We start from the raw sequence: 20,202 nt of genomic DNA, 5'->3' as shown, positions 1-20,202 counted from the left end.
GGGGGAGGTGCAGCACCGAGGGAATCATTAGCATGAACCGGTCCGGCCCTGAACACCCCATGCCAGGGCCAGGCACTGAAAGTCTTTCATGCAAAACGATTCCACTCCAATACCAGCGCCTCAGGACGCCGCACGCCGACGATTGCTCGTCACCGGTCTGGGCTTGGCTGCTGCCACGGGCTTCCCGCTCGCGGCGGTGGCTGCGCCATCCCGGCACCATGCTGCTGACTCTGGCACCTCTATCCATCCGAAAGCTGACACCATGAACTACCTCACCACCCAAGACGGCACCCGCATTTTCTTCAAGGACTGGGGCACCGGTCAGCCGCTCGTGTTCTCGCACGGCTGGCCTCTGAGCTCCGATGACTGGGAAGGCCAGATGCTGTACTTCGTGCAGCGCGGCTTCCGCGTCATCGCGCATGACCGCCGTGGCCATGGCCGCTCCAGCCAGACCTCGGTAGGCCATGACATGGACCACTACGCCGACGACCTGGCCGCCCTCACCGCCCACCTGAACCTGAAGGACGCGATCCATATCGGTCACTCGACCGGCGGTGGTGAAGTGGTGCGCTACATCGCCCGCCATGGCAGCTCGCGCGTGGCCAAGGCCGTGCTGATCGGTGCCGTGCCTCCGATGATGCTCAAGGGCTCGGTCAACCCGCAAGGCGTGCCGTTGGAAGTGCTCGATGGCATCCGCTCGGCCGTGGCCAGCAACCGTGCGCAGTTCTTCAAGGATTTCTCGATGCCGTTCTACGGCTACAACCGCCCCGGCGCCAAGATCTCCGAAGGCATCCGCGAACACTGGTGGATGCAGGGCATGATGGGCTCCATCCAGGCCCATTACGAAGGCATCAAGGCCTTCTCGGAAACCAACTTCACTGACGACCTGAAGAAGGTCACGGTGCCCACCTTGGTGCTGCACGGCGATGACGACCAGATCGTGCCGCTGGCCGGCTCCAGCGAGCAGACCGCCAAGCTGCTGCCCAATGCCAAGCTGAAGGTCTACCCCGGCCTGTCGCACGGCATGTGCGTGACCAATGCGGATGTCATCAATCCGGATCTGCTGGCTTTCTTCAAGGGCTGATGACCTTGCCCGCCACGGCGGGCCTTTTGATAGCGAGCTATAGCGAGCGCGCCGTTCTCAGTTGGGCAGATCGGTGAGCCCACGGCGGCGCGCAATGGCCGCCGCCTCGGTGCGGGTGCGGGCACCGAGCTTGGCCAGAATGGCCTTGACATGGGCCTTGACGGTGCCCACCGTAATGCCCAGCTCATTGCCAATGGTCTTGTTTACTTTGCCTTCGACGATGCGTTCGAGCACCTCGCTTTCGCGCGAGGTCAGCACCTGGCGGCCCAGGCTTTCGGCCACCCGCAGCGCGGCTGAGCGATCCAGGTGCAGTTGCCCGCGTGACAGCGCGCGCACGCCCATCACCATCTCTTCGACAGCGCATCCCAACAACAGGTAGCCGCGCACGCCCAGGTCCAGTGCGGTGCGTATCTCGGTCTCCCGGTCGCGGTGGCTGACCACCATCACCTTGGCCACCCGCGCGCTCGGGCCATAGGGCGCAGACGACGCGGGTGGCGACGAGAACCATTCCAGCGCAGTGTCGTAGTCCGCCACCACCACATCGGCCTGTACGCGCAGCGAGGGGCCATCGGTCGGCAGAATGCTGACCGCAAAGTCGTTCTCGGACATCAGCGTCGCGCGCAGCCCTGCCTGCACCAAGGGGTCTCTGTGGGCCACCGCCACGGCAATAGGCGTCGCGGCCACGGCTGAATTCCAAGCGCTCATGGCTTACTCCTCATTGAAAGACGCAAGCGTAGCAAGATGAGACGCGAATGAATATTGTTCCTTGGTATAGCTATGGCCCGTGCTCATCCGATGAAAGCAGCAGCAGCCGCTGCTGCGCAGGCGGCTCCCTCCAAAGAGGGACTGGCACTTGGCCTTTGGCGGGATGCGGTGCCGCGCCAGGCTCTCTACAGTCGGCGTTCATCCTGCATCCCAACGACCCATGCGCTTTTCTCCTCATGCTGGCAGTACCTGCCGCCGCCTGCCGCTGGCCCCGCCAATGGCACTGCTCAGTCTCTGCCTGCCCTTGCTGGCCAGCGCCCAATCCAACTCCAGCATCAGCATCTACGGCATTGCCGACCTGGGTGTGCGCTACAGCACGGGCCTCACGGCATCACAGGCACCCAGCCATGGGCGTTTGGGCAGCCTGGTCTCGGGCGCCAACAGCACCAGCCGCTTTGGCCTGCGCGGCATCGAGGACCTGGGCGGCGGCATGCAGGCCATCTTCAATATGGAGGGTGGCCGTGCGCTGGACACCGGCTCGCAAATCAGTGCCACGCAGGTTTTTGACCGCGCCTCCTACGTCGGTATCAGCGGCCCCCTGGGCAGCCTGACCCTGGGCCGCCAGATCAACACCGTGGCCGAGGCGATTGCGCCGGTCGAACCCATGGGCATGCGCATGGCCTCGCTCAACCCCAATATCGCCAATACCGCGCTGGGGGCACATGGCCTGGGCGCGGAGTACGGCGCCTCGGGCTCGACCAATGCCGCCTTCCGGGTGGACAACGCACTCAAATACAGCATCAGCCGCCAAGGTTTGACTTTGCGCGCGATGTACAGCTTCAGCGAATCGGCCAACGCGGCCAGGCACATGGGATCGGCCGGGGCCGGGCTGGCTTACTCGGCCCAGGGCCTGGAGCTGAGCGCCGCCTTCCACCAGCTGCGCACGGCAGACAACCGCAAGCTCAATGCGGCCACCGTGGGCGCCGCCTACCGCTGGGGCGCCTGGCGCATCGCTGGCAACCTGGGCCGCACCGAAGCGGCACAGGCGGACGCGACCAAGACCGTGAATGCGATACAAGGCCTGGGGGCCAGCTGGAACCTCAACCCCTCGGTCAGCCTGACCGCCGCGCTCTACCACCTGCAGCGCAAACGCAGCGGTCTGCAAGACGATGGCTTTGCGCGCGCGGTGTTCTTTGCCGAGTACCTGCTGTCCAAACGCAGCCAGCTCTATGCCGAGTTCGACCACACCCGCTGGCGCCACGGCTACCAGGGCGCCGGCAATGACAGTGTGGGCCGGGGCTTCACGCTCGGCCTCAAGCACAGTTTCTGATTCTCCCGACCTCCCAAGAAAGCCCGACCATGACCGCCTCCAAAGCACTGCTGACCCCGGACAACTGCGCGCTGGTTCTCATCGACCAACAAGCCGGCCTGGCCTTCGGCGTCCAGTCCATCAACCAGCAAACGATGCTGAACAATGCGGTTGCGCTGGCACGCACGGCCGTCGCCTTTGACCTGCCGGTGGTCATCAGCACCTCGGCCACCAAGGTCTACAGCGGGCCGCTGATGCCGGCACTGCGCAACGTGCTGCCCCAGCACGAGATCCTGGACCGCCGCAACATGAATGTGTTCGAGGATGCGGCAGTGGATGCCGCCATCGAGGCCACGGGGCGCAAGAAGCTGCTGTTCTCGGGCATGTTCACCGAGGCATGCATCAGCTTTGCCGCCCTCAGCGCGCAAGAAGCGGGTTATGAAAGCCTGGTGGTGACCGATGCCTGCGGTGGCCTGAGCGAGAACGGCCACGAGATGGCGCTGCGCCGCATGCAGGGCCATGGCGTGCAGATGACCAGCTGGCTGCAGATCTTGCTGGAGCTGCAGCGCGACTGGACCCGCAAGAGCACCTACGATGCCGCCCGTGCCATCGTGGAAAGCAATGGCGGCGGTTATGGCATTGGCCTGAACTACGCGCGCGACATGCTGTAGTTCAGAACCCGCGCTGCAGCAGGCTGCGGACCGGCGCGGGCAGGCCCACATCGGGCCATTGCGCAGGCAGCACCCACTGGCCTGCCTGTGCCGGCACAAAATCGGCCGCGACCGGCACCCGAACCGGGTGCAGATGCAGGTCCTTGTGGGTGAGCACATGCAAGAACGCGGCGCCATGCTCGGGCGCCGAGGTGGCGCCGTGCCGCGCAGACTGCTGGAGCAGCGCTTCTTCGCTGTCGCAGACCGGCATGCAGAACAGGCCGGCCCAGATGCCGGGCGCCGGGCGCTTTTCCAGCCAGATGGCGCCATCGGGCCGTTGCCAGCACAGCAGCCACCAGCTGGCGGCGCTGCGCTTCAGTTTCTTGGTCTTGACGGGATAGCGCTCCGGCTGGCCCTGGCGGTGCGCCACACAATCGCTGTGCACCGGGCAGAGCAGGCAGCTGGGCTTTTTGGCGGTGCAGACGGTGGCGCCCATGTCCATCATGCCCTGGGTGTAGCGCGGCATGTTGCGCGCCAGGTCGCTGGTGGGCAGCAGGTCTTCGGCCAGCGCCCAGAGCTTTTTCTCGGCGGCACTGCTGGCCAGGTCGTCCTCAAAACCCAGCACGCGGGTGAGCACCCGTTTGACGTTGGCATCCAGAATGGCGGCGCGCTGCGCAAAGCAGAAGGAGGCAATCGCGCCTGCGGTCGAGCGGCCAATGCCCGGCAAGGACGAGAGTTCTTCGACCGTGTGCGGGAACGCGCCGCCAAAGCGCTCCATCACCTCCTTGGCGCAGCGGTGCAGGTTGCGTGCCCGGCTGTAGTAGCCCAGGCCGCTCCACAGCGCCATGACTTCTTCATCGCTGGCCGCTGCCAGATCGGCCACCGTGGGGCAGCGCTGCAAAAACCGCTCGTAGTAGCCCAGCACGGTGCTGACCTGGGTTTGCTGCAGCATGATCTCGGACAGCCAGACGCGGTAGGCATCCTGGGTGTTCTGCCAGGGCAGGAGGTGTCTTCCGTGGACTGTCTGCCAGGCCACGATCTGTTCGGAAAATCGACTCACAATCGCTGTTCTCGGGGGGAGTTATAGATGGCTGCGGCCGCTCTGGGGAGGCCTGTCAGCCCGGTGTTTATTTCTGGCAGCGTTTGCAGTAATAGGTGCTGCGCTGCCCTTGTTTGATGACCTGCACCGGCTGGCCGCATTGCTGGCAGGGCTCTCCGGCACGGCCATAGACGCTGGCCTGCGCCTGGAAGGCACCGGCATAGCCATTGACCTGGACAAAATCACGCAAGGTGCTGCCACCCAGCGCAATCGATCGGGTCAGCACTTCGACAATCGCCGCATGCAGGCGCCGGGCCTGGGGCCGCGTGGTCTGGTTGGCCGGTTTGGTGGGTGCGATGCCAGCCAGGAACAGCACCTCGCTGGCGTAGATATTGCCCACACCCACGACCACCTGGCCGCCCAGCAGCAGCTGCTTGATCGGCATGCGCGATTTTTGCAGCCCGGCCCAGAGGTGCTCAAAACTAAAGCCGGCACTCAAGGGCTCCACGCCCAGGTTGGCAAACAGCTTGGCGGCCATGCCGGAATCGGCATCGGGCGACCACACCACCGCACCAAATCGGCGCGGGTCATGCAGGCGCAGCAAATGCTGGTCGGTGAACAGGTCGAAATGGTCATGCGGGCCGGCGGGCACATCCATCTGGCTGACCTGCAGGCTGCCGGACATGCCCAGGTGGATCAGCACGACACCCTGGTCCAGCACCAGCACGATGTACTTGCCCCGGCGCTGCACCTCGGTGATGGTGCGCCCGGCCAGGGCGGCGGTATCTATGCCCAGCGGCCAGCGCAAAGGCTTTCCCAAACGCACAGAGGCGATGCGCGCGCCTTGCAGCGGCGCAACCAATCCCCGCCGCGTGACTTCCACTTCTGGTAACTCTGGCACTTTCTTCCTTCTGCAAGGCCCTTGGGCATCGTTTATTATGGGCCGATGACGCAAAAACTTCGTTTACTGGCTTATTTTCTGGCCTCTGGCCTGATGGCACCCGCGTTTGCAGCGCCTGCCCAAGCTCCGCAAAACGGCGCTGCCCAGCGACCACTGGCCTTGGCGGCGGCCGAGCGCGCCGATGATGCCAGAGTGGAGCTGGATGCGGAGCTTTTTTACGAGCTGCTTTTGGGCGAAATGTACGCCTACCGCGGCGATGCGGCGACCAGCGTGGAATTGCTGCTCGATGCCGCCCGGCGCTCGGGTGACGAAAAGGTCTACCAGCGCAGCGCGCAGCTGGCGCTGTTGTCGCGTTCCGCCAGCCGCGCCACCGAAGTGGCCCAGGCCTGGAAAAACGCCTTCCCCCAATCGCGCGCCGCCAGCCGCTACATGCTGCAGGTGATGCTCTCGACCAACCACGGCGAGGAAACCGGCCCACTGCTCAAGCAAGAGATAGCGCTGGCCAAGCCCGATGAAAAGCTGGACTGGATCCGTGCCATCCCCAGCATCTACCGCCGCCTGAGCGACCAGGCGCTGGCCGCCCGCATTGTGCGCGAGGCGCTGACCCCTGAACTGGAAAACCCCGCCACCGGCCCCGAGGCCTGGGCTGCCATTGGCCGCATGGAGCTGGCCGCCGACCGGAAGACCGAGGCGCTGGCGTCTGCGCGCAAGTCGCTGCAGCTCAACCCGGACAACGAAAGCGCGGCCAAGCTTGCCGCTGACCTGGTCAATGCCGGCGTGCCCGGTGCTGAATCGCTGGTGGTCGACTTTCTGAACAAATCCAAGAGCGGCGAGGCCCACCTGGCCTATGCGCGCAGCCTGATGAACGCCGAGCGCTTTGACGAGGCCAAAACCCAGCTGGAAAACGCCACGCGCCTGAGCCCCGAATCTGCCGACGCCTGGATGCTGAAGGCCGCACTGGAAGCCCAGCTCAAGCAGTACACCGAGGCCGATGTCTCCCTGCTCAAGCTCGACACCCTGATCGACAAATTCCCCTCAGCGGTGCTGCAGCGCGAAGTGCGCATCCAAAGCCTGATGCTGCGCGAGCAGATGGCCGAAGCCCAGCAGAAATGGGCCGAAGCCGACCGCTGGGCCGATGAAATCGCCAAGGCCGGCAATACCGCGCTGGCCACCTTGCGCAAGGCCTCCATCCAGATGCAGCAAGGCAACTACGATGCCGCTGCGGTCTTGCTGGACCAGCTGCCCGAAGGCAATGCCGGCGAAGCGCGCGCCAAGCTGGCCGCCCAGGTGCAGCTGCAAAAGACTGCCAAGAACTATGCCAAGGCGCTGGAGCTGCAAGGCCGCCTGGTCGCGCTGCAACCGCAGGACCCGGACGCGCTGTACGAGCAGGCCATGCTGGCCGAACGCATGAACAATATGGACCTGGCCGAGAGCCAGCTGCGCAAGCTGATCGAGTTGCAGCCGGATTTTCACCATGCCTATAACGCGCTGGGCTATTCGCTGGCCGATCGCGGCCTCAAGCTCGACGAGGCCAAGAGCCTGATCGAAAAGGCGCTGAGCATGTCGCCGGGCGACCCCTTCATCACCGACAGCCTGGGCTGGGTGGAGTTCAAGCTGGGCAACCTTGACCGCGCTGCCGAGCTGCTGGAGCAGGCCTACACCAAGCAACCCGATGCCGAGATTGGCGCCCACCTGGCCGAAGTCTGGTGGAAGCAGGGCAAGAACAAGCCCGCCGAAGAGCTGCTGCGCAACGCTCTGAAGACGGCGCCCAACAACGACATGGTCAAGAAGACCTTCGAGCGCCTGGGAATCAAGCCATGACGATGCAGCGCAGGCAGCTCTGCCTGGCCGTCATCGGCGCTGGGCTGCTGCCCGTGCTCTCGGCCTGCAGCACCGCTGCGCGCCAGCTGGAAGCCGCACCGGGCAAGACCTACTGGTCGGGCCGCATGTCGGTACAGGTGCTGGAGAGCCCACCGCAGAGCACCAGCGGCAGCTTTGAGCTGTCCGGCAGTGCCGCATCGGGCGAGCTGGTGCTGCTCAACCCGCTGGGCAATATCGTGGCACGCGTGCAATGGTCACCCGGCCAGGCCAGCGCGCAGCAAGGCACGCAGACCCGCCAGGCCAGCTCGCTCGATGAGCTGACGCAGACCCTGCTGGGCACGAGCTTGCCGATTGCCGCACTGTTTGACTGGCTGCAGGGCAAGCCCACGGAGGCGGCCGGCTGGCAGGCCGATCTGGCGGGACGCAGCGAAGGGAAAATCCTGGCCCGCCGCCTCGACCCGCTGCCTGAAGCCAGCCTGCGCATCGTTCTCGACGCGCCATGATTTTTTTGTGAGACCCTGATCCATGCGTACGCTGTACGATGTTCCCGCGCCTGCCAAGCTCAACCTCTTCCTGCATATCACCGGCAGACGTGCTGATGGCTACCATCTGCTGCAGTCGGTGTTCATGCTGATCGACTGGGCCGACACCCTGCACTTTGAGCTGCGCAGTGGCAGCCAGATCAGCCGCGAAGACCTGAACACCCCGCTGCCCGCCGATGACCTGATCACCCGCGCCGCGCGGGCCTTGCAGCAGGCCACCGGCTGCGACAAGGGTGTGCACATTGGCGTGTACAAAAACCTGCCGGCCCAGGCAGGCATGGGCGGCGGCTCATCGGATGCCGCCAGCACCTTGCTGGCCCTGAACCAGCTCTGGGATTTGAAGCTCTCGCGCAGCGAACTGCAGCGCATCGGGCTGAGCCTGGGCGCCGATGTTCCGTTTTTTATTTTCGGAAAGTCGGCTTGGGTCGAAGGAATCGGTGACATAATACGTCCACTCGAAAACGAGCAGCAACTAGCAGACACCGCGCTGGTAGTTGTGAAGCCGCAAGAGGGTCTGGATACGAAATTAATTTTTTCAAGTCCGAACCTAAAACGCGATTCAGAAGCTGCTACAATGACGAGCTTCGCTGCAGAGAACTTTGACTTCGGTCGAAACGACTTGCAGCCGGTCGCAGAAAGCCTGTGCCCTTCGATAAAAAAAGTTTCTGACTTTTTGAAATCACAAGGATTGCATGCTAGAATGACGGGCTCAGGTAGCGCAGTTTTCGCAGTGAAGAAAATGCAAGCTAATAGCTGCCAGAGCAGTTTTTCACAAGACTGGACAGTGAAAGATTGCACAAGTCTGATGGAACACCCTCTCAGAGGTTGGACCCAAGACTGAAAGTTTTAAAGGATTGGTGATGCTTAGCACCAATTCTTGTAGGGGAGTCGCCAAGCTGGTTAAGGCACCGGATTTTGATTCCGGCATGCGAAGGTTCGAATCCTTCTTCCCCTGCCATATTTCTTACCGCGTACAAGCAACGCACACAGCTAACCCATACCCACTGGGACGCTATGCAAGACCATCATCCAGACTTCATGGTTTTCACTGGCAACGCCAACCGCGAACTTGCCTCTGAAATTGCACAACACCTCCATACCCCACTGGGTAGCGCCGACGTAGGCCGTTTCTCTGACGGTGAAGTCACCGTCGAGATCAAGCAAAACGTCCGTACCCGCGATGTGTTCGTGGTGCAGCCCACCTGCGCGCCCACCAACGACCATCTGATGGAACTGCTGGTGATGGTCGACGCTCTGAAGCGTGCATCGGCTGAGCACATCTGTGCTGTGATCCCCTATTTCGGCTACGCCCGCCAGGATCGCCGTGTTCGCTCGACCCGCGTGCCCATCACGGCCAAGGTGGTTGCCAACATGCTGCAAGCCGCTGGCGTGAGCCGCGTGCTGACCATGGACCTGCACGCTGACCAGATCCAGGGCTTCTTCGATATTCCGGTGGACAACATCTATGCATCGCCTGTGCTGCTGGGTGATCTGCGCCAGAAGAACTACGAAGACCTGATCGTCGTGTCGCCGGACGTCGGTGGTGTGGTGCGTGCACGCGCACTGGCCAAGCAACTCCATTGCGATCTGGCCATCATCGACAAGCGCCGCCCCAAGGCCAATGTCTCCGAAGTCATGCACGTGATCGGTGACATCGACGGCCGCAACTGCGTGATCATGGACGACATGATCGACACCGCAGGCACCTTGGTGAAGGCTGCTGAAGTGCTGAAGGAACGTGGCGCCAAGAAGGTCTACGCTTATTGCACGCACCCCATTTTCTCGGGCCCGGCCATTGAGCGTATCGGCAACGGTGCAGCTCTGGACGAAGTCGTCGTCACCAACACCATCCCTCTGTCGGCCGCTGCCCGCAACTGCAGCAAGATCCGCCAGCTGTCGGTGGCACCGCTGATCGGTGAGACCATCCACCGCATCGCCACCGGTGAATCGGTGATGAGCCTGTTCCAGGAAGCCGACTGATCAAAGGGCCCGCAAGGCCCTTTTTCTGCTTTCTGCTAAAATAGATAGTTTTCGCTGGCCGCTGCAATTTGTAGCGGCCTTTTTAACCGGGTGAACTGGTCGCGGTTCATCCCACATTGGAGTAATGAAATGAACGTTGTCGCTTTTGCGCGCGCTAAGCAAGGTACGGGTGCGAGCCGCCGCCTGCGTAATTCTGGCCGTACGCCTGGCATCATCTACGGTGCTGCTGCTGAGCCTCAGTTGATCGAAGTGGACCACAACAGCCTGTGGTACGCCCTGAAGAAGGAAGCCTTCCACGCATCCGTGCTGGAACTGGACCTGGACGGCGCCAAGAGCCAAGTGCTGCTGCGCGACGTGCAATACCACCCCTACAAGCAGCTGGTGCTGCACATCGACTTCCAACGCGTCGATGCCAACACCGCGCTGACCATGAAGGTGCCAGTCCACTTCAGCGGTGCTGAAGAGTCCCCAGCTGTCAAGATCGACAAGTACCTGGTGACCCCGGTTGTGACCGAAATCCAAGTGATCTGCATGCCCAAGGACCTGCCCGAATTTATCGCGGTGGACCTGAGCAAGCTGGAAAAGGGTTCGACCATCCACTTGAAGGACATCGCTCTGCCTAAGGGCGTGAAGCTGGCTGCACAAACCAACCCTGCGCTGGTGTCCGTGGCTGCTCCTGCTGCTGCTGAACCTGCAGAAGGCGAAGCTCCTGCTGCTTAATCGCACAGCAAGCTGCTGACGCCTCTGGCGTCTGCAAGCCAGAGGCTGCATTGCTGGTCAATGCAGCCTTTTTTCATTCTTCCCACCCATCTCAATCCATCCGCCCATGATCAAGCTGTTTGTTGGCCTCGGCAATCCCGGCCCTGAATACGAAGGCACGCGCCACAACGCCGGCTTCTGGTGGATTGATGCGCTGGCCCGGGATTTGCGCCTGCAGCTCGTGCCCGACCGCAATTACTATGGCTTGGTTGCACGCACCTCCATCCAGGGCGAGTCGGTCTGGCTGCTCGAGCCCCAGACCTTCATGAACCTGTCGGGCAAGTCGGTCGGCGCGCTCGCACGCTTTTTCAAGATCAAGCCCGAAGAGATTCTGGTGGTGCACGATGAGCTCGATCTGCCGCCCGGCCAGGTCAAGCTCAAGCGTGGCGGTGGCCATGGCGGCCACAATGGCCTGCGCGATATCCATGCGCAACTGGGATCGTCCGATTACTGGCGCTTGCGCATCGGCATCGGCCACCCCGGTGACAAGCAGGAAGTACCCAACTGGGTGCTGCGCAAGCCGGCACCGGACCAGCGAACCCTGATCGAAGACAGCATCATCCATGCGCTGCAGGCCTCGCCCGAGCTGCTGGCGGGCGACATGGACAAGGCCACGTTGAAGATCCACACCACCAAACCCCAGCGGCCCAAGCCGCCGCGCCCTCAGGCCGTCTGAGCGCGCCGGGCTACACGCCCATCACCGCCCATCATCCCCGGCAGCCCTGCAGTCACAGACCCTTCTCAGTCTGCAGGCGCACATAGCGCTGCATCAGGGTGGGCTTGTCTTCCTGAAAATCGGGGTGCACCGGAATGCAGGCGACCGGGCAGATCTGCACGCACTGGGGCTCATCAAAATGGCCCACGCATTCGGTGCAGCGGTGCGGATCGATCTCGTAGTAGTCCTCCCCCATCGAGATGGCATCGTTGGGGCACTCGGGCTCACAGACATCGCAGTTGATGCACTCATCGGTAATCATCAAAGCCATGGATGCGTCTCCAAGATTCCAGCACGGGGGAAGAAGTGTGACATGAGCGACATTATCCCGCCTGTGGCTTAGCCATACTCGTGGAACTGCGAGTAAGCATGTATGGTGTGTCGGAATTGTTCGCGTTATGCTTGCCGCTGCGAAAAAATACAACAAGCACCAGCAGGTCTGCGCGCCTTTCCTAACCACGACGGCTACCCATGGGTCTTTTCATTCTCAAGCGCACACTCACCTTGCTGCTCACCTTGCTGGGCACCTCGATTGTGGTCTTCCTCGTTCTGGAGATCCTGCCCGGCAACGCGGCCCAGATGCTGATGGGCCCTGATGCCGCCCCCGAAGCGGTGGCCGAGCTGGCCGAGCAGCTCGGGCTCAACCAGCCCGCCTGGGAGCGCTATGTGCACTGGATCTCGGGCCTGGTGCACCTAGACCTGGGCAACAGCTACAGCTACGGCACCCCCGTCATCGAACTGATTACCGAGCGCATGGCGCTCACCCTGCCGCTGGCCTTGATGGCCATGGCCATCACCACCGTGGTGGCGCTGGCCGCCGGCATCTATGCCGCCAGCCGCCACAACAAGCTCGGCGATGTCAGCGTCATGGGCATGGCGCAACTGGGCATTGCCATCCCCAATTTCTGGTTCGCCATCTTGCTGATCCTGCTGTTCTCGGTGCACCTCAAATGGTTCTCGGCCGGCGGCTTTCCGGGCTGGACCGAGGCCTCGGGCGGCTCGCCCTGGGCCGCACTCAAGTCACTGATGCTGCCGGCCCTGTCCCTGGCCGTGGTGCAGGCGGCCATTCTGGCGCGCATCACGCGCTCGTCGGTGCTGGAAGTGCTGCGTGAGGACTTTGTGCGCACCGCCCGGGCCAAGGGCCTGTCGCAACGCGCAGCGCTGTACGGCCATGTGCTGCGCAATGCGCTGGTGCCCGTGGTCACCGTGATGGGCCTGCAGTTTGCCGAGCTGATGGCCGGCACGATTGTGGTCGAGAACGTGTTCTACCTGCCCGGCATGGGCCGCCTGATCTTTCAGGCCATTGCCAACCGGGACCTGATGGTGGTGCGCAACTGCGTGATGCTGTTGGCCGCCATGGTGGTGATCGTCAATTTCGTGGTGGACCTGCTCTATGCCTGGATCGACCCCCGCACCAAAGCCAGCGATATCTGAGCACGCCATGCAACCGCCTACCTCCGTCGCCCCCACCCTGCCCACGCCCGCTGCCAGCCCAGCGCCAGGCAACACGGCACCTCGCAATACGCTGTGGCGCCGTGCGCTGCGCAACCCCAGCTTCATGATTGGCCTGGTGCTCACGGCCCTGCTCCTGCTCGCGGCTGGCCTGTCCTATGTCTGGACACCGCACTCGGCCTTCGAGATGAACATGGAGGCCAAGCTGCAAGGGCCTTCGCTGGCCCACTGGCTGGGCACTGATGCCTATGGGCGCGATGTCGCATCGCAGCTGCTGCTGGGCGCCCGCGCCTCCATCCTGGTCGGTGTCATTGCCGTGGGCATCGGCGTCGTGGTTGGCACGGCGCTGGGCCTGCTGGCCGCTGCCAAACGCGGCTGGGTTGAAGAGGCCATCATGCGCCTGGCCGATTTCTCGCTCGCCTTCCCCGCCATTCTCTCGGCCATCATGCTGACCGCCGTGTTCGGCCCGGGCATCATCAATGCCATCGTGGCCATCGGCATCTACAACATACCGATGTTCGCCCGCATCGCACGCGGCTCGGCCAACACCATCTGGGGGCGCGAATACGTCACCGCTGCGCGCGCCTGCGGCAAGGGCGCCTGGGCCATCACCTGGCAGCATGTGCTGCCCAATATCTCGGCCACCCTGATCGTGCAGAGCACCATCCGCTTTGCGATTGCAATCCTGGCTGAGGCTGCGCTGTCCTACCTGGGCCTGGGCACCCAGCCGCCACAGCCATCCTGGGGCCGCATGCTGAGCGAGGCGCAGACCCTCATGTTCCAGGCGCCGCTGCTGGCCGTCTTCCCGGGCGTGGCGATTGCGCTGTCGGTGCTGGGCCTCAACCTGCTGGGCGACGGTCTGCGCGACCTGCTCGACCCCCGTCTCGCCCGCAAGCGCTAAGGAGTCACGATGGCATTGATCGATGTACAGCAGCTAGAGATCGTGCTGCAAACCCACCGGGGCCCCGCCCGCGCCGTGCGTGATGTCAGCTTCCAGATCGAGCGCGGCCAGGCCCTGGGCCTGATTGGCGAATCGGGCTGCGGCAAATCCATCACGGCCATGGCCTTGATGGGCCTGCTGCCGGAGTCGGCCCAGGTCAACGGCAGCGCTACGCTGGATGGCCAAAGCCTGGTGCAGCAGCCCGACCGCTGGTGGCGCAGTGTGCGCGGCAACCGCATTGCGATGATCTTCCAGGAGCCGATGACGGCGCTGAACCCGGTGCACACCATTGGCCGCCAGATCAGCGAACCGCTGCGCCTGCACAAGGGCTGGAGCGCACGCCAGGCCCGTGAAGAGGCGATTGCGCTGCTCGACCGCGTCGGCATCGCCCAGCCCGCGCAGCGCTTTGATGCCTATCCACACCAGTTCTCGGGCGGGCAGCGCCAGCGCATCACCATCGCGATGGCGCTGGCCTGCGGCCCCGATCTGCTGATCGCCGACGAGCCCACCACGGCGCTGGATGTTACCATCCAGCAGCAGATCCTGGACCTGATCAATGGCCTGGTCGAAGAGCGCCAGATGGCCCTGCTGCTGATCTCGCACGACCTGGGCGTGATCTCGCAGAACGTCGACAAGATGGTCGTGATGTACGGCGGCACCGTGGTCGAATCGGGCAGCACCGAGGCCGTGTTTGAGCACATGGCCCACCCCTACACCCGGGGCCTGCTGGCCGCGCGCCCCAGCATGCAGCCGCGCCTGCAGGGCCAGCCCCAGCGCCTGCACACCATTGCCGGCTCGGTGCCCGAGCTGGTGGACCTGCCCGCCGGCTGCACCTTTGCCGGCCGCTGCAGCTTCACCCAGGCCCCCTGCTTTGTGCAAAAGCCGCCCCAGGTGGCCCTGCCATCGACCCACCCGCAGGAGACGCACCAGGTGCACTGCCTGCGGCCCGAGGCCTATGCCATCGCCACCGAGACCCCTGACGAGACCCCCGCATGACGGCAGCCTCCCACGACACCCCCTTGCTGCAGGTGCGCGACCTGGTGCGCACCTACACCCTGCCCCGCGAGAAGCTGTTTTCCGCGCCCCCCACGGTGCGCGCCCTCAAGGGCGTGAGCTTTGACCTGCATGCCGGCCAGAGCCTGGGCATCGTCGGCGAGTCGGGCTCGGGCAAGTCCACCTTGGCGCGCCTGGTGATGGCACTGGACCAGCCGACCTCCGGCCAGGTGCTGCTGGAAGGCCAGGACCTGCACCGCATGGAAGCGGCCGCGCTGCAGCGGGCACGCAAGGATTTCCAGATGGTCTTCCAGGACCCCTATGGCTCGCTCGACCCGCGCCAGACGGTCGAGCGCATCGTCAGCGAACCGCTGCAGGCGCAAAACACCAGCTCGCGGGCCGAGCAGCGCGAACGCGCCAGCCAGGTGCTGCAGCAGGTGGGCCTGCGCGCGCAGGATGTGGACAAGTACCCGCATGAGTTCTCCGGCGGCCAGCGCCAGCGCATTGCCATCGCGCGTGCCCTGATCACCAAGCCCCGGCTGATCATCGCCGACGAGCCGGTCAGCGCGCTGGATGTGTCGGTGCAGGCCCAGGTGCTCAACCTGATGCAGGACCTACAGCGCGAGCACGGCATCACCTACCTGCTCATCAGCCACGACCTGGCCGTCATCAACCACCTCTGCGATGCCGTGGTGGTGCTGTACCAGGGCGAGATCGTCGAGCGCGGCGCGCCCACCCAGCTGTTCCAGCATGCCCAGCACCCCTATACGCAAAAACTGGTGCAGGCCGTGCCCCAGGTCAGACCGCGGCGACACCGCATGCCAGCAGGGATTGGCGCAAGTCCTGTATAACAGTGCTTGAGCTTCTCGGCGCGCCCGGCAAGGGCGTCGCCACTACACAGCTTTCCCCCATAAATTGAATAAAACCCTATCCAAGGAGTACCCGGATGCTGAACCGTAGACACCTGCTTGCCGCAGGCACCCTGGCACCGCTGCCACTGTGGCTGCCTGGCATGGCCCAGGCGCAGGCCAAGAAAGACACCGTTGTGCTGGGCATGACGCTGGAACCACCAGGGCTGGACCCCACCGCCGGCGCTGCTTCGTCGATCGCCGAGATCACCCACTACAACCTCTACGAGACGCTGACCAAAATCAACTCGGATGGCAGCGTCTCGCCACTGCTGGCCGAGAGCTGGGAGGTCTCGCCCGACCTCAAGAGCTATACCTTCAAGCTGCGCAAAGGGGTGAGCTTCCACAATGGCGAGCCCTTCAACGCCAACAGCGTGAAGTTCTCCTTTGACCGCGCTGCCGGCGAGAAGAGCACCAACAAGGACAAGCGCACCTTCGCCAACCTGACGGCCCAGGTGGTGGACGACCACACGGTGGTGATCCTGAACAAGGAAATCGACCCGGACCTGCTGTTTGTTCTGGGCCAGGCCACCTCGATCATCGTCGACCCCAAGAGCGCCGACAGCAACGCCACCAAGCCCATCGGCACCGGCCCCTACAAGCTGGGCAACTGGAGCAAGGGCGCGTCTATCACCCTGGATGCCTGGCCGCAGTACCGCAACCCCGGCAGCATCCGCATCCGCCGCGCCACCTTCCGCTTCATCTCCGATGCCGCTGCGCAAGTCGCTGCGCTGCTGGCCGGTGATGTGGATGTCTTCCCGCGCGTCTCGGCCCGTGGCATCGACCAGTTCAAGACCAATCCGCGCTACCAAGTGGTCATCTCCGGCTCGCGCGCCAAGACCATCGTCGCCATCAACGAGCGCCGCAAGCCGCTCGACGATGTGCGTGTACGCCGTGCGCTGTCTGCCGCCATCGACCGCAAGGCCGTCATCGCCGGCGCAGCCGAAGGCCTGGGCGTGCCCATCGGCAGCCACTATGTGCCTGGCGCCTATGGCTATGTGGACACCACCGGCATCAACCCCTTCGATGTGGAAAAGGCCAAGAAGCTGATGGCCGAGGCTGGCGTGAAGACGCCGCTGAGCCTGAGCATGACCCTGCCCCCTACGCCCTACGCGCGCCAGGGCGGCGAGATCATTGCCGCGCAACTGGCCAAAATCGGTGTCGAGGTCAAGCTGCAGAATGTGGAATGGGCGCAGTGGCTCTCGGGCACCTACACCAACAAGAACTACGACCTGTCGCTGATCTCGCACGTCGAGCCTTTCGACCTGGAGAACTACACCCGGCCCGATTACTACTGGGGCTACAAGTCCGAGAAGTTCAACAAGCTGTTCGAGCAGATCAAGCTCGAAGCCCGCCCGGCCGACCGCTCTCGCCTGCTGGGCGAGGCCCAGCGCCTGCTGGCCGAAGATGCCGCCAACGTCTACCTGTACCAGCCGCAGTGGGTGACCATTGCCGCCAAGAACGTGCGTGGCCTGTGGAAGGACATGCCGATCTTCATCAACGACCTGTCATCCATGTACTGGTCATAGGCCCCTGCTTGCGCTAGGCTGAACACCAACACACCGCCCATCTACGGCCCTGTCGAGATGGGCGTTTTTCATTCCGCGTCCCTACCCTTTTCACAACCTCTGCCCGATATGACCGCGTTGCACGATTGGCCCGCCACAGCGCTGCTGGCCGCCTACCAAAAGCAAGAACTCTCCCCCGTCGATGTCATGCAATCCGTCATCGACCATGTCGCGCAGTGGGAGCCGCGCCTCTGCGCCACCTACCTGTACCGGCCTGAAGAGGCACTGGCGCAGGCACGCGCCAGCGAGGCGCGCTGGCACAAGGGTGCACCCGCCGGCCTGCTCGATGGCCTGCCGGTGACCATCAAGGAAAACATTGCCACCCAGGGCGACCCGCTGCCCGCTGGCACAGCTGCCGTCACCCTGGTGCCCGCAGCCGCCGATGCACCGCCCGCAGCCCGCCTGCGCGAGGCCCATGCGATCTGCTTCAGCAAGACCACGATGCCCGACTACGGCATGCTGTCGTCGGGCCTGTCCAGCTTCCACCCGCTGGCGCGCAACCCCTGGGACCTGAGCAAGGGCCCGGGCGGCTCCAGCGCGGGCGGCGGTGCCGCAGCCGCCGCAGGCTACGGGCCGCTGCACATCGGTACCGACATCGGCGGCTCTCTGCGCCTGCCAGCCAGCTGGTGCGGTATCTACAGCCTCAAGCCCAGCCTGGGCCGCATCCCCATCGACCCGCCTTACCAAGGCCGCGCCGCTGGCCCGATGACCCGCAGCGTGGATGACTCGGCACTGATGATGCAGGTGCTGTCGGCCCCCGATGTGCGCGACACCATGAGCCTGCCGCCGCAGGACATTGCCTGGAGCAGCGTGGCCACCACCGGCGTGGACTTTATCCAGGGCAAGCGCATTGGCCTCTTGCTCGATGCCGGCTGCGGCCTGCCGCTGCAGCCCGAGGTGCGCGCCGCCATCGAGCGGGCCGCTGCGCTGCTGGAAGCCGCTGGCGCCCAGATCACACCAATGCAGCCCTTCATGACGCCGGCGATGCTGGACGGCATGGACCGCTTCTGGCGCATGCGCTCGCTCAGCGATCTGCAGGCGCTCAGCAGCGCGCAGCGCGACAAGGTGCTGCCCTATATCCGCAGCTGGGCCGAGAGCGCCGAGGGCATGAGCGGCAGCGCGGTCTTCCAGGCCAGCCAGCAGTTCCACCAGGTGCGCCTGGCCACCGTCAAGGCCTGCAGCGCCTTTGACTTTGTGATCTCGCCGGTAGCGCCACACGTCGCCTTTGATGCCGAATGGGCATCGCCCACCAACGACCCCATGCGCCCGCTGGAGCACATCGGCTTTACCGTCCCCTACAACATGTCGGAGCAGCCGGCTGCCTCCATCAACTGCGGCTACACCGCTGCCGGCCTGCCCATTGGCCTGCAGATTGCTGGTGCACGTTTTGACGACCTGGGTGTGCTGCAGCTGTCTCGGGCTTTCGAGCAGATCCGCGGCCCGCAAAAGCCCTGGCCCCAGCCGCCCCAGGCCTGATCCGGGGAGTGCAGCGCATGGCCTGGCAGCACGACCTGTATGGCAACCCGGTCAGCAGCGATGCGGCCGCGCTGCCCTATCTGAACGATTTTGCAGAAGGCTTTGCCGCCTGCGAAATGCGCGTGCTGCGCATTCTGGACATTGCCGCGCAGGACCCCAGCCCGCTGGTGCAAACCTGGTGCGCCGCCCTCCATCTGTTTGCCGAAGATGCCCATGCCGCCCAGCAGGCGCGGCCCTTTTTGCAGCGCGCCCGTACCCAGCTGGCGCAGGCCCATGACCGCGAAACGCAATGGCTGGCCGCCATCGAGGCCTGGGCCGATGGCGACACGCCCTTGGCCGCGCAAAGGCTGGAGGCGCTGGTCCAGCACTACCCCCGCGATCTGGCCGCGCTCAAGCTCGCGCACTACCATGCCTTCAACCTGGGCGATTCTCCAGCCATGCTGCGCATGGCGCTGGCTGCCCAGCCGCACTGCGCCGATATCCCCTATTTCCACGGCATGCTGGCCTTTGCCTATGAGCAATGCCATCTGCTGGGCCAGGCCGAGCACGCGGCACGCCATGCGCTGCAGCTGCGTTTCAAAGAGCCCTGGGCCCACCATGCGCTGGCCCATGTGCTGCTGACCGAAGGCCGCGTGGACGAAGGCCTGACCTTTATGCAAGGCGCCAGCAGCAGCTGGACGGGGCTCAACTCCTTCATGCAGACGCACAACTGGTGGCACCTGGCACTGTTCCTGATGGAGGATGCGCGCCACGACGAAGCCCTGCAGCTGCATGACAGCCAGGTCTGGGGCGTGGTGCCCGCCTATTCGCAGGACCAGATCGGCTCCATCTCGCTGCTGGCGCGGCTGGAGCTGGAGGGCGTCGATGTGGGCCAGCGCTGGCAGCAGCTCAGCCCCTATCTGCTGCAGCGCCAGCACGACCATGTGCTGCCATTTCTGGATTTGCAATACCTCTACGGCCTGGCCCGTGCCGGGCAATGGCAGGCCGCGCAGCAACTGCTGGCCAGCATGCAAAGCCATGCCGATGCGCAGCTGCAGCCCCGGCTGCGCACCGCCTGGCAGGAGGTCTGCCTGCCCGCAGCGCATGGCCTGCTGGCCCATGCACAAGGCCAGTACCAGCAGGCCGCCCAGCAGCTGGGGCCCTTGATTGCGCGCCTGGTCGAAGTCGGCGGCAGCCATGCCCAGCGCGACCTGTTCAGCCAGCTCTACTGCAGCGCCCTGCGGCACAGCGGCCAGTGGACGGCCTTGCAAAACCTGGTGCAGCCCTGGCACAACCAGCAGCCGCAGTCCAAACGCCTGGCCGCGCATATGCGGCGCATTTACCAGGGCCTGGGTCTGCCATCGGCGCTGGCCCATTGATC

General features: G+C 64.2%; 20 protein-coding genes and 1 tRNA gene. 17 read left to right on the top strand and 4 right to left on the bottom strand.

Annotated features, from left to right (window positions below):
* The first annotated feature begins 88 nt into the window (after positions 1 to 88).
* The gene (locus EDF71_RS22410) at positions 89 to 1,084 is read left to right on the top strand and encodes an alpha/beta hydrolase (RefSeq protein WP_208301117.1); all 996 of its coding nucleotides are present in this window, start codon (positions 89 to 91) and stop codon (positions 1,082 to 1,084) included.
* Between the two features lie 57 nt (positions 1,085 to 1,141).
* Here the strand turns inward: EDF71_RS22410 and EDF71_RS22405 are convergent, their stop codons facing one another.
* Positions 1,142 to 1,789, bottom strand: coding sequence for a response regulator transcription factor (locus EDF71_RS22405; RefSeq protein ID WP_133858746.1), 648 nt, complete (start codon positions 1,787 to 1,789; stop codon positions 1,142 to 1,144).
* A gap of 220 nt (positions 1,790 to 2,009) precedes the next feature.
* Between EDF71_RS22405 and EDF71_RS22400 the strand changes: the two genes are divergently transcribed.
* Positions 2,010 to 3,119, top strand: coding sequence for a porin (locus EDF71_RS22400; protein WP_243854410.1), 1,110 nt, complete (start codon positions 2,010 to 2,012; stop codon positions 3,117 to 3,119).
* A gap of 29 nt (positions 3,120 to 3,148) precedes the next feature.
* Positions 3,149 to 3,769, top strand: coding sequence for an isochorismatase family protein (locus EDF71_RS22395; RefSeq protein WP_133858745.1), 621 nt, complete (start codon positions 3,149 to 3,151; stop codon positions 3,767 to 3,769).
* Position 3,770: 1 nt separating this feature from the next.
* On the opposite strand, the gene mutY is transcribed toward EDF71_RS22395, so the two are convergent.
* On the bottom strand, positions 3,771 to 4,808 hold the full coding sequence (mutY, locus tag EDF71_RS22390; RefSeq protein ID WP_243854409.1) for an A/G-specific adenine glycosylase: 1,038 nt from the start codon (positions 4,806 to 4,808) through the stop codon (positions 3,771 to 3,773).
* Between the two features lie 67 nt (positions 4,809 to 4,875).
* Entirely contained in the window at positions 4,876 to 5,688 is an 813-nt protein-coding gene (mutM, locus tag EDF71_RS22385; RefSeq protein WP_133858743.1) for a bifunctional DNA-formamidopyrimidine glycosylase/DNA-(apurinic or apyrimidinic site) lyase, read from the bottom strand.
* Positions 5,689 to 5,781: 93 nt separating this feature from the next.
* Here mutM and EDF71_RS22380 point away from each other — a divergent pair, with 93 nt between their 5' ends.
* The 7 genes from EDF71_RS22380 (at position 5,782) to pth (ending at position 11,466) form a co-directional block, all read left to right on the top strand.
* Positions 5,782 to 7,509: a tetratricopeptide repeat protein gene (locus tag EDF71_RS22380; protein ID WP_166656618.1), complete on the top strand. Its 1,728-nt coding sequence runs from the start codon at positions 5,782 to 5,784 to the stop codon at positions 7,507 to 7,509.
* Complete coding sequence (locus EDF71_RS22375; protein ID WP_243854408.1) at positions 7,506 to 8,012, top strand: outer membrane lipoprotein LolB; 507 nt, start codon at positions 7,506 to 7,508, stop codon at positions 8,010 to 8,012. The genes EDF71_RS22380 and EDF71_RS22375 overlap by 4 nt, the downstream gene beginning before the upstream one ends.
* A gap of 22 nt (positions 8,013 to 8,034) precedes the next feature.
* Positions 8,035 to 8,892, top strand: a complete 858-nt coding sequence (gene ispE, locus EDF71_RS22370; RefSeq protein ID WP_133858741.1) for a 4-(cytidine 5'-diphospho)-2-C-methyl-D-erythritol kinase — start codon at positions 8,035 to 8,037, stop codon at positions 8,890 to 8,892.
* 40 nt (positions 8,893 to 8,932) lie between these two features.
* Positions 8,933 to 9,009, top strand: a tRNA-Gln gene (locus EDF71_RS22365).
* Between the two features lie 56 nt (positions 9,010 to 9,065).
* Complete coding sequence (locus EDF71_RS22360; RefSeq protein ID WP_133858740.1) at positions 9,066 to 10,031, top strand: ribose-phosphate pyrophosphokinase; 966 nt, start codon at positions 9,066 to 9,068, stop codon at positions 10,029 to 10,031.
* Positions 10,032 to 10,160: 129 nt separating this feature from the next.
* Positions 10,161 to 10,751 carry a 50S ribosomal protein L25/general stress protein Ctc gene (locus EDF71_RS22355; RefSeq protein ID WP_021025015.1) on the top strand — a complete coding sequence of 197 codons (591 nt, stop codon included), beginning with the start codon at positions 10,161 to 10,163 and terminating at the stop codon, positions 10,749 to 10,751.
* Between the two features lie 106 nt (positions 10,752 to 10,857).
* Positions 10,858 to 11,466, top strand: a complete 609-nt coding sequence (pth, locus tag EDF71_RS22350) for an aminoacyl-tRNA hydrolase (protein ID WP_133858739.1) — start codon at positions 10,858 to 10,860, stop codon at positions 11,464 to 11,466.
* 52 nt (positions 11,467 to 11,518) lie between these two features.
* Here pth and EDF71_RS22345 read toward each other — a convergent pair whose 3' ends face one another.
* A complete protein-coding gene (locus tag EDF71_RS22345; RefSeq protein WP_133858738.1) occupies positions 11,519 to 11,776 on the bottom strand; it encodes a YfhL family 4Fe-4S dicluster ferredoxin in 258 nt (85 codons plus the stop codon).
* 200 nt (positions 11,777 to 11,976) lie between these two features.
* Here EDF71_RS22345 and EDF71_RS22340 point away from each other — a divergent pair, with 200 nt between their 5' ends.
* From EDF71_RS22340 to EDF71_RS22310, 7 genes are all read left to right on the top strand, one after another.
* Positions 11,977 to 12,939, top strand: a complete 963-nt coding sequence (locus EDF71_RS22340; protein ID WP_133858737.1) for an ABC transporter permease — start codon at positions 11,977 to 11,979, stop codon at positions 12,937 to 12,939.
* 7 nt (positions 12,940 to 12,946) lie between these two features.
* Positions 12,947 to 13,858 carry an ABC transporter permease gene (locus EDF71_RS22335; protein ID WP_133858736.1) on the top strand — a complete coding sequence of 304 codons (912 nt, stop codon included), beginning with the start codon at positions 12,947 to 12,949 and terminating at the stop codon, positions 13,856 to 13,858.
* Between the two features lie 9 nt (positions 13,859 to 13,867).
* A complete protein-coding gene (locus tag EDF71_RS22330; protein WP_133858735.1) occupies positions 13,868 to 14,893 on the top strand; it encodes an ABC transporter ATP-binding protein in 1,026 nt (341 codons plus the stop codon).
* On the top strand, positions 14,890 to 15,741 hold the full coding sequence (locus EDF71_RS22325; protein ID WP_133858734.1) for an ATP-binding cassette domain-containing protein: 852 nt from the start codon (positions 14,890 to 14,892) through the stop codon (positions 15,739 to 15,741). Before EDF71_RS22330 ends, EDF71_RS22325 begins: the two co-directional genes overlap by 4 nt.
* Before the next feature lie 95 nt (positions 15,742 to 15,836).
* The gene (locus tag EDF71_RS22320; protein ID WP_133858733.1) at positions 15,837 to 17,327 is read left to right on the top strand and encodes an ABC transporter substrate-binding protein; all 1,491 of its coding nucleotides are present in this window, start codon (positions 15,837 to 15,839) and stop codon (positions 17,325 to 17,327) included.
* Positions 17,328 to 17,435: 108 nt separating this feature from the next.
* Positions 17,436 to 18,842 carry an amidase gene (locus tag EDF71_RS22315; RefSeq protein WP_133858732.1) on the top strand — a complete coding sequence of 469 codons (1,407 nt, stop codon included), beginning with the start codon at positions 17,436 to 17,438 and terminating at the stop codon, positions 18,840 to 18,842.
* Between the two features lie 17 nt (positions 18,843 to 18,859).
* Positions 18,860 to 20,200 (top strand): tetratricopeptide repeat protein, encoded by a 1,341-nt coding sequence (locus EDF71_RS22310; RefSeq protein ID WP_133858731.1) that lies wholly within the window; start codon positions 18,860 to 18,862, stop codon positions 20,198 to 20,200.
* The last annotated feature ends 2 nt before the right edge of the window (positions 20,201 to 20,202 follow it).

The organism is Comamonas sp. JUb58 (assembly GCF_004364775.1).
In the GTDB taxonomy this organism is placed as follows: domain Bacteria; phylum Pseudomonadota; class Gammaproteobacteria; order Burkholderiales; family Burkholderiaceae_C; genus Comamonas.
Note: the sequence above shows the minus strand (reverse complement) of the source record. Positions and strands in the feature narration are given on the sequence as shown.

Coding starts and splice junctions, on each gene's coding strand:
- EDF71_RS22340 (WP_133858737.1), top strand. CDS start 11,977: ATGGGTCTTTTCATTCTCAAGCGCACACTCACCTTGCTGCTCACCTTG.
- EDF71_RS22310 (WP_133858731.1), top strand. CDS start 18,860: ATGGCCTGGCAGCACGACCTGTATGGCAACCCGGTCAGCAGCGATGCG.
- EDF71_RS22400 (WP_243854410.1), top strand. CDS start 2,010: ATGCGCTTTTCTCCTCATGCTGGCAGTACCTGCCGCCGCCTGCCGCTG.
- EDF71_RS22335 (WP_133858736.1), top strand. CDS start 12,947: ATGCAACCGCCTACCTCCGTCGCCCCCACCCTGCCCACGCCCGCTGCC.
- EDF71_RS22375 (WP_243854408.1), top strand. CDS start 7,506: ATGACGATGCAGCGCAGGCAGCTCTGCCTGGCCGTCATCGGCGCTGGG.
- EDF71_RS22410 (WP_208301117.1), top strand. CDS start 89: ATGCAAAACGATTCCACTCCAATACCAGCGCCTCAGGACGCCGCACGC.
- EDF71_RS22345 (WP_133858738.1), bottom strand. CDS start 11,776: ATGGCTTTGATGATTACCGATGAGTGCATCAACTGCGATGTCTGTGAG.
- pth (WP_133858739.1), top strand. CDS start 10,858: ATGATCAAGCTGTTTGTTGGCCTCGGCAATCCCGGCCCTGAATACGAA.
- EDF71_RS22315 (WP_133858732.1), top strand. CDS start 17,436: ATGACCGCGTTGCACGATTGGCCCGCCACAGCGCTGCTGGCCGCCTAC.
- ispE (WP_133858741.1), top strand. CDS start 8,035: ATGCGTACGCTGTACGATGTTCCCGCGCCTGCCAAGCTCAACCTCTTC.
- EDF71_RS22380 (WP_166656618.1), top strand. CDS start 5,782: ATGGCACCCGCGTTTGCAGCGCCTGCCCAAGCTCCGCAAAACGGCGCT.
- EDF71_RS22360 (WP_133858740.1), top strand. CDS start 9,066: ATGCAAGACCATCATCCAGACTTCATGGTTTTCACTGGCAACGCCAAC.
- EDF71_RS22325 (WP_133858734.1), top strand. CDS start 14,890: ATGACGGCAGCCTCCCACGACACCCCCTTGCTGCAGGTGCGCGACCTG.
- EDF71_RS22395 (WP_133858745.1), top strand. CDS start 3,149: ATGACCGCCTCCAAAGCACTGCTGACCCCGGACAACTGCGCGCTGGTT.
- EDF71_RS22355 (WP_021025015.1), top strand. CDS start 10,161: ATGAACGTTGTCGCTTTTGCGCGCGCTAAGCAAGGTACGGGTGCGAGC.
- EDF71_RS22320 (WP_133858733.1), top strand. CDS start 15,837: ATGCTGAACCGTAGACACCTGCTTGCCGCAGGCACCCTGGCACCGCTG.
- EDF71_RS22330 (WP_133858735.1), top strand. CDS start 13,868: ATGGCATTGATCGATGTACAGCAGCTAGAGATCGTGCTGCAAACCCAC.
- EDF71_RS22405 (WP_133858746.1), bottom strand. CDS start 1,789: ATGAGCGCTTGGAATTCAGCCGTGGCCGCGACGCCTATTGCCGTGGCG.